This is a genomic window from Alicycliphilus denitrificans (genome assembly GCF_044792555.1).
Taxonomy (GTDB): domain Bacteria; phylum Pseudomonadota; class Gammaproteobacteria; order Burkholderiales; family Burkholderiaceae_C; genus Alicycliphilus; species Alicycliphilus denitrificans_A.
This window is the reverse complement of record NZ_CP126238.1, coordinates 2,400,531-2,418,545: the sequence shown is the minus strand read 5'-3', so window position 1 is coordinate 2,418,545 and position 18,015 is coordinate 2,400,531. Positions and strand designations below refer to the sequence as shown.

The following is an 18,015-nucleotide window of genomic DNA, read 5'->3' as shown; positions in this document are numbered from 1 at the left end:
ATTGGCGCGCTCTGGTATTGGCTTGTAGGTCAAAATGATTAAAGTTTCTTGACCAGTACCTGGCTCTTGCGGTCCCAGTTGTACTTGCGCTTGCGTGCCTCGGGAAGCCAGTCGGGGGGGACGGGCGAGAAACCGCGCTTGATGAACCAGTGCATGGTGCGCGTGGTGAGCACGAAGATGCTCGACAGCCCCAGCATGCGCGCGCGCTGCTCTATGCGCTTGAGCAGCTTTTCGCCATCGCCCGTGCCCTGGCTGCTGGGCGAAACGGTAACGGCCGCCATCTCGGCCGTGCCGGCCTCGGGGTAGGGGTAGAGCGCGGCGCAGCCGAAGATCACGCCGTCATGCTCGATCACGGTGTAGGCGGCGATGTCGCGCTCGATCTCGGTGCGGTCGCGCTTGACCAGGGTGCCATCGCGCTCGAACGGCTCGATGAGCTGGATGATGCCGCCCACGTCGTCGGCCGTGGCCTCGCGCAGTTCCTCCAGCTTCTCGTCCACGATCATGGTGCCGATGCCGTCGTGCACGTAGATTTCGAGCAGCAATGCGCCATCCACGGCAAAGGGGATGATGTGGCTGCGCTCCACGCCGTGCTCGCAGGCGCGCACGCAGTGCTGCAGGTAGAAGGCCGCGTCCGTGGGGTGTTGCGCCGCCGGCATGCGCGTGAGCAGCTGGCGCGCATGGGCCAGTGGCAGCTCGGTGTCTATGGGGTTGTCCTCGCCCGGGGGATCGTCGGGGCGCGTGCGTATGCCTGGCACCTCCGACAGGAACAGGAGCTTGTCGGCTTTGAGCTCGCTGGCCACGCGCGTGGCCACTTCCTCCATGGCCAGGTTGAAGGCCTCGCCCGTGGGCGAGAAGCCAAACGGCGAGATCAGCACCATGGCCTCGGATTCCAGCGAGCGGCGTATGCCCGCCACGTCCACCTTGCGCACCAGGCCCGTGTGCTGGAAATCCACCCCATCGACGATGCCCACGGGCCGCGCCGTGAGGAAGTTGCCCGAGATCACGCGCACGCGTGCACCCGCCATGGGGGTGTTGGGCAGGCCCTGGCTGAAGGCAGCCTCGATCTCGTAGCGCAGCTGGCCCGCGGCCTCCTGGGCGCAGTCCAGCGCCACCGGGTCGGTGATGCGCATGCCGTGCGAGTACTTGGCGGCATGCCCCTTGGCGGCCAGCTGCTCGTTGACCTGCGGGCGAAAACCGTGCACCAGCACGATCTTCACGCCCATGGCCTGGATCATGGCCAGGTCCTGCACGATGCTGTGCAGCTTGCCCGCGGCGATGGCCTCACCCGTCAGCCCCACGACGAAGGTCTGGTGCCGGAACTTGTGGATGTACGGCGCCACGGAGCGGAACCAGGGCACGAAGGTGAAGTTGAAGACCGTAGACATGGGTGTGCGGTGCAGGCAGAAGCGAAGAAAAAACGCCTGCGGCCCCATGCCACTCCGGTGGTGGCAGCGGCGCCTGCAAGCGCAGCGCCCAGTGTAGCGGCTGCGGGCCGGCCGCATGTCGCCGACTCGAATGTGGACAAAAGACTTTCAGCGTTTCAGCAAGTAAGGAGCTTCTGCACCAGGTCGGCCGCCGTGGATGCGCCGTATTTGCGCATCAGCCGTGCGCGGTAGATCTCCACCGTGCGGTGGCTGATGTCCAGCGCCCGACCGATTTCCTTGGAGGTCATGCCCTCCAGCAAGCGTGCGGCCACCTCGCGCTCGCGCGCCGTGAGCTCGGCCTTCACGGGGCGCTGGGCGCTCAGGTCTTCGAAGCTCCAGATGCCAGAGGCATGCGGGTCTTCGCGGTTGAGCGCGCGGCCCGAGACATGGCACCAGAAGGCCTCGCCATTGGCGCGCTTCATGATGCGGCTGTCGGCGTAATAGCCCCGGGCGTTGAGAATGGGTGCCATGCGCGCGCCCAGGCGCTCGTACTCATCAGCGCTGGGGTAGAGCACCTGGAAGGACTGGCCGATGAGCAACTCACGCGAGGCGCCGAACATCTCGCACACATGGCGATTGCAGTCCACCATGGTGCGGTTGCGTGAAATCACCAGGCCCACGGGGGCCATCTCGAAGGCCAGGCGGTAGTCAAGGACATCCATTAGGGAATACTACTTAATCAGATACGTAGTATCGTAGCGCATCCCCCTTAGTACTTCAGGAGACGGTAGTGAAGAACAAGCTTTATTCTTCGGCGGCCGAGGCGCTCAAGGGCGTCGTCGCGGATGGCCAGTTGCTGGCCGTTGGCGGCTTCGGCCTATGCGGCATCCCCGAGGCCTTGATCGATGCGCTGCAGGACAGCGGCGTGAAAAACCTTAGCGTGATCTCCAACAACGCCGGCGTGGACGGCTTTGGCCTGGGCAAGCTGCTGGAGACGCGCCAGATCAAGAAGATGATCAGCTCCTATGTGGGCGAGAACAAGGAGTTCGAGCGCCAGTACCTGGCAGGCGAGCTGGAGCTGGAATTCACGCCCCAGGGTACGCTGGCCGAGAAGCTGCGCGCCGGTGGTGCGGGCATCCCGGCCTTCTTCACCAAGACCGGCGTGGGCACCATCGTGGCCGAGGGCAAGGAGCTGCGCGAGTTCGACGGCGAGACCTATGTGATGGAGCGCTCGCTGGTGCCCGACGTGTCCCTGGTCAAGGCCTGGCGCGCCGACAAGAGCGGCAACCTGCAGTTCCGCCTGACGGCGCGCAACTTCAACCCCGCGGCCGCCACGGCCGGCAAGATCTGCATCGTCGAGGTGGAGGAGGTGGTGGAGACCGGCGCCATGGTGCCCGATGAAGTCCACCTGCCCGGCATCTACGTGCACCGCATCGTGCACAACCCCCATCCCGAAAAGCGCATCGAAAAGCGCACCCTGACCGAGAAAAAAGGAGACTGAAGCCATGCCGTGGACCCAAGACCAGATGGCCGCACGCGCGGCCAAAGAACTCGAAGACGGCTTCTACGTCAACCTCGGCATCGGCATTCCCACCCTGGTGGCCAACCACACGGGCGACAAGGAAGTGTGGCTGCAGTCCGAGAATGGCATGCTGGGCATAGGCCCGTTCCCGACCGAGGACCAGGTGGATGCCGACCTCATCAACGCCGGCAAGCAGACGGTGACCACCATCGCCGGCTCGTCCATCTTCGGCAGCGACCAGTCGTTTGCCATGATCCGCGGCGGCAAGATCAACCTGTCCATCCTGGGCGCCATGCAGGTCAGCGAAAAGGGCGACCTGGCCAACTGGATGATCCCCGGCAAGATGGTCAAGGGCATGGGCGGCGCCATGGATCTGGTGGCCGGCGTCAAGCGCGTGATCGTGCTCATGGAGCATGTGGCCAAGAAAAAGGACGGCACGATCGACCTGAAGATCCTGCCCGAGTGCACGCTGCCGCTCACGGGTGTGGGCGTGGTGGATCGCATCATTACCGACCTGGGCGTGATGGACGTCACGCCCCAGGGCCTGAGGCTCGTCGAGCTGGCTCCGGGCGTGAGCTTCGAGGACATCCAGTCCAAGACCGGCGTGACGCTGCTGCGCTGATCCCTTGAGGGCCGCTCCCGCCATGCGGGGCGGAGCAAGTCCATGCGCCAAGCCGGGAGGAATGCCCGGCTTTCGTGCATTTGCGCGGGGGCAAAGGGCCGTATAGTCGCCCGTGACACTTGCGAACATCTCCAGCCTCTCCCGCATGAATCCCCCCGACATCGGCCCTGCCGCGGCTGCAGATGCTGCCGGCGACAACCGCCACTATCTGCGCGCTCTCACCGACATGGCCGAGCGCCGCGGCGTGGTTACTCAGGAGGCCCTCTACAGCGACCGGGGCATCAAACTGGTGGACAAAGGCGTGCGCGTGGACAGCCGGCTCTATGACCGGCTCGTCAAGCACAAGCTGCGCGGCAATATCGAAGAGCAGCTGGCCGTGGAGGATATGGTCAGCGTCCAGTCCCTGGTACAGATGGCCGGCGCGCAATGTGAAAGCGACACCCTGGCCTGCCTGCTGGTGCATGCGCTCGACGGCATGAGTCCCGACAGCTTGCTCGCCCCCATACGCGCCATATTGCTGCCGTCGACCATCGCCTTCAAGCTCACGGTCATGCGCGAGCAGCATCCGGCCTTGTTCAGCCACAGCGTGCGCATGATGCTGCTGGCCGTGTACCTGGGCATCAAGAGCGGATGGAGCGAACGCGAATGCGTGCCCCTGGCCACTGCGGCCTTGTTGCACGACATCGGCGTCATGCACATGGACCCCGTCTGGCACGATCAGGCACACAAGGTGACCGGGGCGGGGCGCAAGCAGCTCCTGGTGCATCCGGTCACGGCCATGCTGATGGTCCGCGAGCGGAATGTCTATCCACGCTCTGTGGAGCGGGCGGTGCTTGAGCACCATGAATACATGGACGGCAGCGGCTATCCGCGCGGCCTGCGAGGCGAACAGATTTCTCGCATGGGACAGATATTGCTGCTGGCCGAGGTGATGGATGCCATCTTCGCAAAGTACGCCCGAGAGGCGGCTGCCCAGCGCCTGTCGTTGACGCTGAGGTTGAATCACCGCAAGTTCCCGGCGGATCTGGTGGCCCATGTGCTGCCGGTGCTGCAGAGCCGGGCCATGCAGTCCGACATGCAGGTCACGCAGGAGGATGTGCAGCGCACCATAGGGCTGCTGTCCAGTGCCTTTGACGATTGGGAGAGGCATTGCGCCGGCCTGCCGCAAGGGGCGCCGCAGCCGCCGTCCGAGCGGGCCTGTGCCCTTGTGGCGCAGCGCTTGGCGGCATTGCAAAAAACGCTGTTCGAGGCCGGCTCGCACCCCCGGCAGTTGGCCGAGGTACTGGAGTTTCTGCAAGACGATGCACAAGGCCTGGTCGAGCTGGCCCTGTTGGGACGCGAGGCCCTGTGGCAGCTGCAAAGCATCGTCGACTTCATCCACGGCCGCTGGCCCCAATTGCAGGACAGCCAGGATGTGGGCGACATTGTCGTAGTGCAATGGTGCAATGCCTGCGCGGCGCGGCTGGCAGGTGGTTGAGGCACACGGGCTTTTGTCCTTTCGTCGGCAGGCCAAGCGCCGCTTGGCCGCAGACGACAGTTGGCAGCAGGCGGGCAGGCCCGCGCGGCGCATCAGAGCGCAGGGTCGAAATTTATAATCCTAGGATAATGCCGGGTTGGCCACGACGGGGCGGCATGCACTGTTGACCCCGCCCAAGAACCCCTTACACCACCATGAGCACACTCACCTTCTCCGTTGCCGACATCCGCAAGACCTTCCTGGACTTCTTCGCCGCCAAGGGGCATACCGTGGTGGCTTCCAGCCCCCTGGTGCCGGGCAACGACCCGACGCTGATGTTCACCAACTCGGGCATGGTGCAGTTCAAGGACGTGTTCCTGGGCTCGGACAAGCGCCCCTACGTGCGCGCCGCCTCGGTGCAGACCTGCCTGCGTGCCGGTGGCAAGCACAACGACCTGGAGAATGTGGGCTACACCGCGCGCCACCACACCTTCTTCGAGATGCTGGGCAACTGGAGCTTTGGCGACTACTTCAAGCGCGAGTCCATCCACTGGGGCTGGGAACTCTTGACCCAGGTCTACAAGCTGCCCGCCGAGCGCCTGCTGGCCACCGTGTACGCCGAGGACGACGAGGCGTATGACATCTGGACCAAGGAGATCGGCCTGCCGCCCGAGCGCGTGATCCGCATCGGCGACAACAAGGGCGGGCGCTACAAGAGCGACAACTTCTGGATGATGGCCGACACCGGCCCCTGCGGCCCTTGCTCCGAGGTCTTCTATGACCACGGCGAGCACATCCCCGGTGGCCCCCCGGGCAGCCCGGACGAGGACGGTGACCGCTTCATCGAGATCTGGAACCATGTGTTCATGCAGTTCGACATGAAGGAGGACGGTTCGGTCGTGCCGCTGCCCGCCCCCTGCGTGGACACGGGCATGGGCCTGGAGCGCCTGGCGGCCATCCTGCAGCATGTGCACAGCAACTACGAGATCGACCTGTTCGACGCCCTCATCAAGGCCGCTGCGCGCGAGACGCACATCAGCGACCTGGCCAACCCGTCGCTCAAGGTGATCGCCGACCATATCCGCGCCACCGCCTTCCTGGTGGCCGATGGCGTGATCCCGAGCAACGAGGGCCGCGGCTACGTGCAGCGGCGCATCGTGCGCCGGGCGATACGCCATGGCTACAAGCTGGGCTGCAAGACGCCGTTCTTCCACAAGCTGGTCAAGGACCTGGTGCAGCAAATGGGCGAGGCCTACCCCAAGCTGCGCGAGCAGCAGGAGCGCATCACCGAGGTGCTGCGCGTCGAGGAAGAGCGTTTCTTCGAGACCCTGGCCCACGGCATGGAGATCCTGGACAGCGCCCTGGCCGGCGGCGCCAAGACCTTGCCCGGGGACGTGGCCTTCAAGCTGCACGACACCTACGGCTTCCCGCTCGACCTGACCTGCGACGTGTGCCGCGAGCGGGGCTTGGGCGTGGACGAGGCGGGCTTCACCGCCGCCATGGAGCTGCAAAAGAGCGCGGCGCGCGCGGCGGGCAAGTTCAAGATGGACCGGGCGCTGGACTACAGCGGCACGGCCAACCAGTTCACGGGTTACGAACACCTCACTAGTACGGCAAAAATCGTAGCGCTTTACGCAGATGGAGTAAGCGTTGCAGCCCTAAAAGCCGGCAAGAGTGGCGTAGTCGTGCTCGACAGCACGCCGTTCTATGCCGAGAGCGGCGGCCAGGTCGGCGACCAGGGCCTGATCACCGCCGGCAGCGCGCGCTTTGCCGTGCAGGACACGCAGAAGATCAAGGCCGACGTGTATGGCCACCATGGCGTCGTGCAAGAGGGCACGCTCAACGTGGGCGACACGGTGCAGGCCCAGGTCGATGGCGCCTTGCGCGCTGCCACCATGCGCAACCACTCGGCCACCCACCTCATGCACAAGGCGCTGCGCGAAGTGTTGGGCGAGCATGTGCAGCAAAAGGGCAGCCTGGTGAATGCCGAACGCACGCGCTTTGACTTTGCGCACAACACGCCGGTCACCACCGCGCAGATTGCCGCGATCGAGCGCCTGGTGAATGCCGAGGTGCTGGCCAACAGCGCCACCCAGGCGCGCGTGATGGACATCGAGAGCGCCCAGAAGACGGGTGCCATGATGCTGTTCGGCGAGAAGTACGGCGACAGCGTGCGCGTGCTCGACATCGGCAGCAGCCGCGAACTGTGCGGCGGCACGCATGTGCAGCGAACGGGCGACATCGGCCTGTTCAAGGTCGTGGCCGAGGGCGGCGTGGCCGCGGGCGTGCGCCGCATCGAGGCCGTGACGGGCGAGAACGCGCTGGCCTACCTGCAGTCGCTCGAAGCCACGGTGGATCAGGCCGCCGCCGCGCTGAAGGCGCCGGTGGCCGAGCTGACCCACCGCATCGGCGGCGCGCTCGACCAGATCAAGGCGCTGGAAAAGGAACTTGCCCAGCTCAAGGGCAGGCTGGCCTCGGCCCAGGGCGACGAGCTGGCCGGCCAGGCCGTCGATGTCAAGGGCATCAAGGTGCTGGCGGCAAAACTGGACGGCGCCGACGCCAAGACCTTGCGCGAGACCATGGACAAGCTCAAGGACAAGCTCAAGACCGCCGCCATCGTGCTCGCCGCCGTCGATGGCGACAAGGTGCAGCTGGCCGCCGGCGTGACGGCCGATAGCACGGCCCGCGTCAAGGCCGGCGAGCTGGTCAACTTCGTGGCGCAGCAGGTGGGCGGCAAGGGCGGCGGCAAGCCCGACATGGCCATGGCCGGCGGTACCAACGCGGCGGCGCTGCCGCAGGCGCTGGCCTCGGTCGCTGGCTGGGTGGCCGAGCGCGCCTGATCCCACCCTTGGGCTCCTCGTACGAGGAGCCTGCCTGGAGTTGGAAGCCGCCGCTTGCCGCTGCTGACTTGGCCGCGCGGCGCCACAGGCTGAAGACCCTCTTGAGCGGCTCAGGGCGCTGGTCGATGACCAGGCGCTGGATGGCCTGCTCCTGTGCGCCACTCAAGACCCGCCCATCGCCACGATCTGCATCGCCTTGATGCTCTTGCGTGGCCTTTTGGCAATTCAAGGAACACAATGAAAGCGATACAAAGGCGCGCCTTCATGTTCCGGCAATTGCCAAGCAGATCCCTGGAGATGATGGCCGCGTAGATAAGGTCGTTTGGAAGGAGGCGCACCATGGTCACCCCGCAATCCCCAGTCGCCCTCACGGATCCACGCCCGGTGCTGGTCCTGGGCGCGGGCCATATTGGCCAGGCGATTACGCTGCTATTGTCCGAGGCCGGCGGCTACGCGCTGCAGGTGGCGGACCGCAACCTCGCCGCGCTCGAACAGCTGCGGGCTGCGTGCGGCGTGGCCACCGTGCATGTACCCGATGCCGTGACGCTGGAGTCTGCCATCGCCGGCCGCTACGCGGTGCTCAATGCCCTGCCGTTTCACCAGGCCGTGCCCGTGGCCACACTGTGCGCGCGCCTGGGCGTGCATTACCTTGACCTGACCGAGGACGTGGCCAGCACCCAGGCGATTCGCGCACTGGCCGACGGGGCGCGCTGCGTACTCATGCCGCAGTGCGGGCTGGCGCCGGGCTTCATCGGCATCGTGGGCAATGACCTGGCGCGGCGCCTGGACAGCGCGCAGGCCCTGCACCTGCGCGTGGGCGCATTGCCGCGCTATCCGCAGGGAGCGCTGCGCTACAGCCTGACCTGGAGCACCGAGGGCCTGATCAACGAATACTGCAACCCCTGCGAGGCCATCATCGACGGCCAGCTTGCCCAGGTGCCGGCGCTGGACGGCCTGGAGACGCTGCTCATCGACGGCGTGGAGTACGAGGCCTTTCACACCTCGGGCGGCCTGGGCACGCTGCCCCGGACCTGGGAGGGGCGCATAGGGCATCTGGAATACAAGACCATCCGCTACCCCGGCCACCGCGCCGCCATGCATCTGTTGCTGCACGAGCTGCGCCTGCGCGAGCGGCGCGGGCTGCTCAAGGAGCTGCTGGAGGATGCCGTGGCCGCGACGCGGCAGGATGTGATTGTGATCCTGGCCAGCGCCAGCGGACTGCGCAGCGGGCGCCTGGTGCAGGAGAGCTACAGCGCCCGCATCCTGGGCCGGCAGTTGAGCGGCGGGCAGTGGCTGAGCGCCATACAGCACACCACGGCCGCCAGCATCTGCGCCGCGCTGGACCTGGTGGCCAGCGGGCGGCTGGCGCCGGCGGGCTTTGTCCAGCAGGAGAGCATTGCGCTGGCCGACTTCCTGGCCAACCGCTTCGGCCGTGTCTATGACGTGGAAGGCGCAGGGCGGCGCACAGGCGCTTGAACCCCACGGCCTGCGCAGCCTGGAACAGCTGCGGCTTGAAAGGCGCGGAAATGCGCGCGGGGGGCGATCAGCCTGGCATGCGCGCGCTCATGGATGCGCGGCAAGTCTAGCGTCAGCCCGCCGCTTCGAGCCCGTGGGCAAAGTGTGCACGCATGGCCTGTATCGTGGCCTGCGGGTCGTGGGCGCGCAGGGCGGACAGGACGGCATCGTGCTCCGCCAGCGAGTCTTCTATGCGCCCCTGCTTGAGCAGCGAGTTGTGTCGGTTGAGCTTCATGACCTTGCGCAGGTCGGCCACCATCTGACTGCGCCAGCGGTTGTCGGCCATCTCCAACATGCGCATGTGGATGCGCTCGTTGATGGCAAAGAAACGGTCACGGTCATGCACGGACTTGGCCAGCTCGGCGTGCAGCTGCTCCAGCTCGCGCAGCTGCTCCGGCGTTGCCTGGGCTGCCACCGCGCCCGCGGCATCGCTCTCCAGCAGGCTCAGCAGGTGGTACACGTCGCGCAAATCCTTGTCCGACATCTCGGTGACGTAGGCACCGCGGCGCACCTTCATGGTCACCAGGCCCTCGGCCGCCAGCACCTTGAGGGCCTCGCGCAGCGGCGTGCGGCTGATGCCGAACTCCTCGGCGATCTTCAGCTCGTCGATCCAGCTGCCGGGCTCCAGCTCGCGCCGGAAGATGCGCTGGCGCAGCTGTTCGGCGACCTGTTCGTACAAGGCCTTGGGCGTGAGGGAAATGGCGGACATGGGCCAAATGTAGCGCAAAAAAGTTAAGAATTAATAATTACGGATCGGGTAAACTCGCATCAACCTGCGGGAAACCGCCCCGTGACCGTACCTCCTTTCTTGCCCTCTTCGCGAAAGCACGAACGCCATGCGCAGCCCTTCCGACCCCACATTCCAGTCCGCCGACCTTGCCGCCTGGGCCAAGGCCGCCGCCAAGTCCGCCCCCGGTGGCGACGTGGGCGCGCTCAATTGGCTCACGCCCGACGGCATCAGCGTCAAGCCCCTGTATACGGCAGCCGACACCGAGGGCCTGCCCTACGCCAACACCCTGCCGGGCTTCGAGCCCTACCTGCGCGGCCCGCAGGCCACGATGTACGCCGTGCGGCCCTGGACCATCCGCCAGTACGCGGGTTTTTCCACGGCCGAGGAATCGAATGCCTTCTACCGCAAGGCCCTGGCCGCCGGCGGGCAGGGCGTGTCAGTGGCCTTCGACCTGGCCACGCACCGCGGCTATGACAGCGACCACCCGCGCGTCACGGGCGACGTGGGCAAGGCGGGCGTGGCGATCGACTCGGTGGAGGACATGAAGATCCTCTTCGACCAGATTCCGCTGGACAAGGTCTCGGTCTCGATGACCATGAACGGCGCCGTGCTGCCGGTGCTGGCGGGCTATGTGGTGGCGGCGGAAGAGCAGGGCGTGCCGCAGGACAAGCTCTCGGGAACGATTCAGAACGACATTCTGAAAGAGTTCATGGTGCGCAACACCTATATCTACCCCCCGAAGCCCTCGATGCGCATCATCGGCGACATCATCGAGTACACGAGCAAGAACATGCCCAAGTTCAACTCGATCTCGATCTCGGGCTACCACATGCAGGAGGCCGGGGCCAACCAGGCGCTGGAACTGGCCTTCACGCTGGCCGACGGCAAGGAGTATGTGAAGACTGCCATCGCCAAGGGCATGGACGTGGACGACTTCGCCGGCCGCCTGTCCTTCTTCTGGGCCATCGGCATGAACTTCTACCTGGAGATCGCCAAGATGCGCGCCGCGCGCCTCTTGTGGTGCCGCATCATGAAGGCCACGGGCGCGAAGAACCCCAAGAGCCTGATGCTGCGCACGCACTGCCAGACCTCGGGCTGGTCGCTGACCGAGCAGGATCCGTACAACAACGTGGTGCGCACGACGATTGAAGCGATGGCCGCGGTGTTCGGCGGCACGCAGAGCCTGCACACCAACGCGCTGGACGAGGCCATCGCCCTGCCGACCGAATTCAGCGCCCGCATCGCGCGCAACACGCAGCTCATCATCCAGGAAGAGACCCACATCACCAACGTCATCGACCCCTGGGCCGGGTCCTACATGATGGAGAAGCTGACCCAGGACATGGCCGACGCGGCCTGGAAGATCATCGAGGAGGTCGAGGCCATGGGCGGCATGACGGCGGCCGTGGACAGCGGCTGGGCCAAGCTCAAGATCGAGGCGGCGGCAGCCGAAAAGCAGGCGCGCATCGACTCGGGCAAGGAGGTCATCGTCGGCGTGAACAAGTACAAGCTCGCCAAGGAAGACCCGGTGGACATCCTGGAGGTGGACAACGTCAAGGTGCGCGAGAACCAGATTGCGCGCCTGAACAATATCAAGGCAAATCGCGATAAAAGCGCCGTGGAGCAAGCGCTGGCAGCTCTTACTTCTGCAGCAGAATCGGGCCAGGGCAACCTGCTGGATCTGGCCATCAAGGCCATGCGCCTGCGCGCCACGGTGGGCGAAGTGTCCGACGCCCTGGAAAAATCCTTTGGACGGCACCGCGCCGATACGCAAATGGTCACTGGTGTGTACGCCACCGCCTACGATGGCTCCGAGGGCTGGGAAAAGCTCAAGGGCGAGATCGACGCCTTCGCCGAAGCCCAGGGTCGCCGCCCACGCGTGATGATCGCAAAATTAGGCCAGGACGGGCATGACCGGGGCGCCAAGGTGGTGTCCACCGCCTTTGCCGATCTGGGGTTTGACGTGGATATCGGCCCGCTGTTCCAGACCCCCGAGGAATGCGCGCGCCAGGCGATCGAGAACGACGTGCACGCGATTGGCGTCAGCACGCTCGCCGCCGGCCACAAGACGCTGGTGCCCGCCATCATCCAGGCGTTGCGTGCCCAGGGTGCCGACGACATCATCGTCTTCGTCGGCGGCGTGATCCCGGCGCAGGACTACGACTTTCTGTGGAATGCGGGCGTCAAGGGCATCTACGGCCCGGGCACGCCGATTCCGGCCAGCGCCAAGGATGTGCTGGAGCAGATCAAGAAGGCCATTGCCTGACCCGCGGGCTTGAAATCGGCGCGACCTTCCCCGCTGCCGCCTGCCCGATGGACGCGGCTTGGAGATTTTGTAATTCGGCATGACACCCCATCCATTGCTTGAAGCCATCACGCAGGGCACGCCCGCGGTGCGCCGCCGCGCCATGGCCAAGGCCATCACGCTGCTCGAATCCACCCGGCCCGACCACCGCGCCCAGGCCGACGCGCTGCTCACCGAACTGCTGCTGCACACGGGCAAGGCGCTGCGCTTAGGCGTCAGCGGCGTGCCCGGCGTGGGCAAGTCCACCTTCATCGAGGCGCTGGGCATCTACCTGATTGGCCAGGGCCTGAAGGTGGCGGTGCTGGCCATCGACCCCTCGTCCAGCGTCACCGGAGGATCCATCCTGGGCGACAAGACGCGCATGGAGCAGCTGTGCGCACAGGAAAACGCCTACATCCGCCCCAGCCCCAGCGGCGGCACGCTGGGCGGCGTGGCCGAGAAAACGCGCGAGGCCATGCTGGTCTGCGAGGCCGCGGGCTACGACGTGGTGATCGTGGAGACCGTGGGCGTGGGCCAGAGCGAGACGGCCGTGCACGGCATGACCGACATGTTCTGCGTGCTGCAGTTGCCCAACGCGGGCGACGACCTGCAGGCCATCAAGAAGGGCGTGATGGAGCTGGCCGACCTGGTGGTCATCAACAAGGCCGACATCGATCCCCACGCCGCCACGCGCGCCCAGGCGCAGATCACGTCCAGCCTGCGCCTCTTGGGCTTTCACGGCAACCCCGAGCACGATCCGCACAACGCCGCGCAGTGGCGTCCCAGGGTCATCCAGGCCAGCGCCCTGCAGCACCAGGGCATGGAAGACTTCTGGGCCGTGGTGTGCGAGTTCCGCCAGATGCAGACCGCCAACGGCCGCCTGGCCGCGCGGCGCGAGAAGCAGGCCCTGGCCTGGATGTGGGAGCGCATAGACCACGGCCTCAAGCAGGCGTTCCGCGCCCACCCGCAGGTGCGCGCGCTGCTGCCGCAGATGCAGGCCGACGTGGCCGCGGGCCGCATAGCCGCCAGTACAGCAGCAAGAAATTTGCTCGCAGCGCAGGCTGGATAAGCGCCATAAGCTATCAAACAAATAGTAACCTGGATACCAACGAAGGAACGAACCTCATGCAAACCATCCTCGACCAATTGGAGAAGAAGCGCGAACTCGCCCGCCTGGGCGGGGGGCAAAAGCGCATCGACGCGCAGCACGCCAAGGGCAAGCTCACCGCGCGCGAGCGCATCGAGCTGCTGCTCGACGAGGGCACCTTCGAAGAGTGGGACATGTTCGTCGAGCACCGCTGCGCCGACTTCGGCATGCAGGACAACAAGATCCCCGGCGACGGCGTGGTCACGGGCTACGGCATGATCAACGGCCGCCTGGTGTTCGTCTTCAGCCAGGACTTCACGGTGTTCGGCGGCGCGCTGTCCGAGGCGCATGCCGAGAAGATCTGCAAGATCATGGACCAGGCCATGAAGGTGGGCGCACCCGTGATCGGCCTCAACGACTCGGGTGGCGCGCGCATCCAGGAGGGCGTGGCGTCGCTCGGCGGCTATGCCGACGTGTTCCAGCGCAACGTCATGGCCAGCGGCGTGGTGCCGCAGATCAGCATGATCATGGGCCCCTGCGCGGGCGGCGCGGTGTACTCGCCCGCCATGACCGACTTCATCTTCATGGTCAAGGATTCAAGCTACATGTTCGTGACCGGCCCCGAGGTGGTCAAGACCGTGACGCACGAGGAAGTGACGGCCGAAGAACTGGGCGGCGCCATCACCCACACCACCAAGAGCGGCGTGGCCGACATGGCCTTCGAGAACGACGTGGAGGCGCTGCTCATGCTGCGCCGCCTGTACAACTACCTGCCGCTGAACAACCGCGAAAAGCCCCCCGTGCGCCCCAGCCAGGATCCGGCCGACCGCATGGACCTGAGCCTGGACACCCTGGTGCCCGATAACCCGAACAAGCCGTATGACATGAAGGAGCTGATCGTCAAGACGGTGGACGACGGCGACTTCTTCGAGCTGCAGCCCGAATACGCCAAGAACATCATCATCGGCTTTGCCCGCATGGAGGGCCAGACCGTGGGCATCGTCGCCAACCAGCCGCTGGTGCTGGCCGGTTGCCTGGACATCAAGTCCAGCACCAAGGCGGCGCGCTTCGTGCGCTTCTGCGATGCCTTCAACATCCCCGTGGTCACCTTCGTGGACGTGCCCGGCTTCATGCCCGGCACGGCGCAGGAGTACGGCGGCATCATCAAGCACGGCGCCAAGCTGCTGTATGCGTATGCCGAGTGCACCGTGCCCAAGATCACCGTCATCACGCGCAAGGCCTACGGCGGCGCCTACGACGTGATGGCCTCCAAGCACCTGCGCGGCGACGTCAACTTTGCCTGGCCCAACGCCGAGATCGCCGTGATGGGCGCCAAGGGCGCGGTGGAGATCATCTTCCGCGAGGAGAAGAAGGATCCCGAGAAGCTCGCCGCACGCGAGGCCGAATACAAGCAGCGCTTTGCCAACCCCTTCGTGGCCGGCGCGCGCGGCTTCATCGACGACGTGATCCTGCCGCACGAGACGCGCCGGCGTATCTGCCGCAGCCTGGTCATGCTGCGCGAGAAGAAGCTGGAGAACCCGTGGCGCAAGCACGGGAACATTCCGCTGTGATGCCTGCCGCCCAAGGAGAAAAAACATGTTTACAAAAATTCTGATTGCCAACCGTGGCGAAAACGGCCGCGCAGCGGACGTTTCGACAGATTGCCTGCCGCAGCCCGCGCAGCGGGCTGCTACACGCCACCCCATCGCTTAAGGAGCCAGAGAATGTTTACCAAAATCCTGATCGCGAATCGGGGCGAGATTGCGTGTAGGGTGATCGCCACCGCGAAGAAGATGGGCATCGCTACCGTCGCCGTCTATTCCGACGCCGACAAGGAAGCGCGCCACGTCAAGCTGGCCGACGAGGCCGTGCATATCGGCGCCGCGCCCAGCCGCGAGTCCTATCTGCTGGCCGACAAGATCATTGCCGCCGCCAAACAGACCGGCGCGCAGGCCATCCATCCGGGCTACGGTTTCTTGAGCGAGAACGAGGCCTTTGCCAAGCGCGTGGAGGACGAGGGCCTGGTCTTCATCGGCCCCAAGCACTATTCGATTGCCGCCATGGGCGACAAGATCGCCTCCAAGAAGCTGGCGCAGGAGGCCGGCGTGAGCTGCATCCCCGGCTACAACGAGCCGATCGAGACGGCCGAGAAGGCCGTGGAGATCGCCAAGGGCATCGGCTACCCCGTGATGATCAAGGCCTCGGCCGGCGGCGGCGGCAAGGGCCTGCGCGTGGCCTTCAATGACAAGGAGGCCTTCGACGGCTTCACCTCGTGCCGCAACGAGGCGCGCAACAGCTTCGGCGACGACCGCGTGTTCATCGAAAAGTTCGTGCAGGAGCCGCGCCACATCGAGATCCAGGTGCTGGGCGATGCCTTTGGCAACGTGGTCTACCTGAACGAGCGCGAATGCTCCATCCAGCGCCGCCACCAAAAAGTGATCGAGGAGGCGCCGTCGCCCTTCATCTCCGACGCGACGCGCAAGGCCATGGGCGAGCAGGCCGTGGCGCTGGCCAAGGCCGTGCGCTATCAGAGCGCGGGCACGGTGGAGTTCGTGGTCGGCAAGGACCAGGACTTCTACTTCCTCGAAATGAACACCCGCCTGCAGGTGGAGCACCCGGTGACCGAGTGCATCACCGGCCTGGACCTGGTGGAGCTGATGATCCGCGTGGCCGCGGGCGAGAAGCTGCCGCTCACGCAGGCCGACGTGAAGCGCGACGGCTGGGCCATCGAGTGCCGCATCAACGCCGAGGACCCGTTCCGCAACTTCCTGCCCTCCACCGGCCGCCTGGTGCGCTTCTCGCCGCCCCAGCAGAGCATGTTCCAGGCCGACACCGAGAAAAAACTCGGCGTGCGCGTGGACACGGGCGTGTACGAGGGCGGCGAGATCCCCATGTACTACGACTCGATGATCGCCAAGCTCATCGTGCACGGTACCGACCGCAACGACGCCATCACCAAGATGCGCGCCGCGCTCAACGGCTTCGTCATCCGTGGCATCAGCAGCAACATCCCGTTCCAGGCGGCCCTCTTGGCGCACCCCAGGTTTGTTGCCGGAGATTTCAACACGGGCTTCATTGCCGAGCATTACGCGCATGGCTTCGTGGCCGAGGACGTGCCGCATGAAGATCCGGACTTCCTCGTGGCGCTGGCCGCCTACATGCACCGCCGCTACCGCGCGCGCGCCTGCGGCATCAGCGGGCAGCTGGCGGGCCACGAGGTGCAGGTGGGCGAGGAATTCGTCGTTGTCACCCTGGGGGCCGAGGGCCAGCACCAGTACCACCCCGTCACCGTGAGCGACTACGAAAACCAGACGGGCGCCAGCGCCATTGCCATCCATGGCAAGAGCTACAAGATCAGCAGCAATGCACACCTGGGCAGCCGCCGCATCCAGGGCGCTTGCAATGGCCAAGGCTTCACCGCCCAGGTCGAGCGCGGCACGCCCAAGAACCCGCTGGGCCTGCGCATCGTGCACAACGGCACGCAGGTCGAGGCCCTGGTGCTCACGCCCGCGCGCGCCGAGCTGTTCAAGCTCATGCCCTATAAGGCACCGCCGGACCTGTCCCGCTTCCTGCTCTCGCCCATGCCGGGCCTGCTGGTCGATGTGGCCGTGCAGCCGGGGCAGAAGGTGCAGGCGGGCGAGAAGCTCGCCGTGATCGAGGCCATGAAGATGGAAAACATCCTCTTTGCAGCGCAGGACGGCGTGGTGGCCAAGATCGTCGCGGGCAAGGGCGAGTCGCTGGCCGTGGACGATGTGATCCTGGAGTTTGAGTGATATATGGCGTCTACGCTTTATAGGCAAGCGTTGTAAGCTATCAATAAAGGAGTAAGCGAATGAGTCAACGCCCCTTCAAGGTCCTGGGCATGCAGCAGGTGGCCATTGGCGGCACCGACAAGGGCCGCATGAAAAAGCTCTGGGTGGACATGCTGGGCCTGACCCAGACCGGCACCTTCCAGAGCGAGCGCGAGAACGTGGACGAAGACATCCTGGCCATGGGGCAGGGCGCCCACAAGGTCGAGGTGGACATCATGCAGCCACTCGATATCGACAAGAAACCGGCGGTGCACGCCACGCCGCTGAACCACATCGGCCTGTGGATAGACGACCTGCCCAAGGCCGTGGACTGGCTCACGGCCCAGGGCGTGCGCTTTGCGCCCGGCGGCATCCGCAAGGGTGCCGCGGGCTACGACATCTGCTTTCTGCATCCCAAGAGCAACGATGAATTTCCCATCGCTGGCGAGGGCGTGCTCATCGAGCTGGTGCAGGCGCCACCGGAGGTGATTGCCGCGCTGGGTTGACGCCCCTCGCCGCTTTCTCACACCGAGGCCCTGGCTGGAAACAGCCAGGGCCTTTTTTTGGTGGCTGGCGCATATGCGGCGTATTCATGTGCAGACATCCACGTTGTGGTAGCCATGCGTTACCGCAGAATTCGCGGCATTTGCGGGCAAATCGGTGGTGTTGGCGCACGCAAGCTGGTAGCCAATCAAAAGACTGCAAATGCATGCAATATGCCGTTATTTGATCTCAAAATACCGTGTATTAAGCTCCGTTGCCAACAGCTTTTTTGTGCCGACTTTTTGCTTCCCGGGGGCTTCA

Annotated in this window: 13 protein-coding genes; 10 read left to right on the top strand and 3 right to left on the bottom strand. The window is 65.3% G+C overall.

The features are described 5' to 3' along the window. Positions 1-38: 38 nt before the first annotated feature. Positions 39-1,385 carry an amino-acid N-acetyltransferase gene (gene argA, locus P7644_RS11500; protein WP_404299232.1) on the bottom strand — a complete coding sequence of 449 codons (1,347 nt, stop codon included), beginning with the start codon at positions 1,383-1,385 and terminating at the stop codon, positions 39-41. Between the two features lie 155 nt (positions 1,386-1,540). Then, entirely contained in the window at positions 1,541-2,086 is a 546-nt protein-coding gene (locus P7644_RS11495) for a LuxR C-terminal-related transcriptional regulator (protein WP_404299229.1), read from the bottom strand. Positions 2,087-2,154: 68 nt separating this feature from the next. Between P7644_RS11495 and P7644_RS11490 the strand changes: the two genes are divergently transcribed. From P7644_RS11490 to P7644_RS11470, 5 genes are all read left to right on the top strand, one after another. Then, entirely contained in the window at positions 2,155-2,865 is a 711-nt protein-coding gene (locus P7644_RS11490; RefSeq protein WP_404299227.1) for a CoA transferase subunit A, read from the top strand. A 4-nt stretch (positions 2,866-2,869) separates the two neighbouring features. Further along, the gene (locus tag P7644_RS11485; RefSeq protein ID WP_404299225.1) at positions 2,870-3,508 is read left to right on the top strand and encodes a 3-oxoacid CoA-transferase subunit B; all 639 of its coding nucleotides are present in this window, start codon (positions 2,870-2,872) and stop codon (positions 3,506-3,508) included. A gap of 145 nt (positions 3,509-3,653) precedes the next feature. Then, on the top strand, positions 3,654-4,985 hold the full coding sequence (locus tag P7644_RS11480; RefSeq protein ID WP_404299223.1) for an HD-GYP domain-containing protein: 1,332 nt from the start codon (positions 3,654-3,656) through the stop codon (positions 4,983-4,985). Between the two features lie 194 nt (positions 4,986-5,179). Continuing rightward, positions 5,180-7,804, top strand: a complete 2,625-nt coding sequence (alaS, locus tag P7644_RS11475; protein ID WP_404299221.1) for an alanine--tRNA ligase — start codon at positions 5,180-5,182, stop codon at positions 7,802-7,804. 339 nt (positions 7,805-8,143) lie between these two features. Beyond that, positions 8,144-9,280 carry a saccharopine dehydrogenase family protein gene (locus tag P7644_RS11470; RefSeq protein WP_404299219.1) on the top strand — a complete coding sequence of 379 codons (1,137 nt, stop codon included), beginning with the start codon at positions 8,144-8,146 and terminating at the stop codon, positions 9,278-9,280. A gap of 112 nt (positions 9,281-9,392) precedes the next feature. On the opposite strand, the gene P7644_RS11465 is transcribed toward P7644_RS11470, so the two are convergent. Then, a complete protein-coding gene (locus tag P7644_RS11465; RefSeq protein WP_404299217.1) occupies positions 9,393-10,028 on the bottom strand; it encodes a GntR family transcriptional regulator in 636 nt (211 codons plus the stop codon). A 127-nt stretch (positions 10,029-10,155) separates the two neighbouring features. Here P7644_RS11465 and scpA point away from each other — a divergent pair, with 127 nt between their 5' ends. The 5 genes from scpA to P7644_RS11440 all read left to right on the top strand — a co-directional run bounded on the left by scpA (position 10,156) and on the right by P7644_RS11440 (position 17,717). Then, on the top strand, positions 10,156-12,315 hold the full coding sequence (scpA, locus tag P7644_RS11460; RefSeq protein ID WP_404299215.1) for a methylmalonyl-CoA mutase: 2,160 nt from the start codon (positions 10,156-10,158) through the stop codon (positions 12,313-12,315). A 79-nt stretch (positions 12,316-12,394) separates the two neighbouring features. Further along, positions 12,395-13,402, top strand: a complete 1,008-nt coding sequence (gene meaB, locus P7644_RS11455; RefSeq protein WP_404299213.1) for a methylmalonyl Co-A mutase-associated GTPase MeaB — start codon at positions 12,395-12,397, stop codon at positions 13,400-13,402. A 56-nt stretch (positions 13,403-13,458) separates the two neighbouring features. After that, positions 13,459-14,991 (top strand): acyl-CoA carboxylase subunit beta, encoded by a 1,533-nt coding sequence (locus P7644_RS11450; RefSeq protein WP_404299211.1) that lies wholly within the window; start codon positions 13,459-13,461, stop codon positions 14,989-14,991. Positions 14,992-15,144: 153 nt separating this feature from the next. Continuing rightward, a complete protein-coding gene (locus tag P7644_RS11445; protein WP_404299209.1) occupies positions 15,145-17,193 on the top strand; it encodes an acetyl-CoA carboxylase biotin carboxylase subunit in 2,049 nt (682 codons plus the stop codon). 59 nt (positions 17,194-17,252) lie between these two features. After that, positions 17,253-17,717, top strand: coding sequence for a VOC family protein (locus P7644_RS11440; protein ID WP_404299207.1), 465 nt, complete (start codon positions 17,253-17,255; stop codon positions 17,715-17,717). Positions 17,718-18,015: the final 298 nt, after the last annotated feature.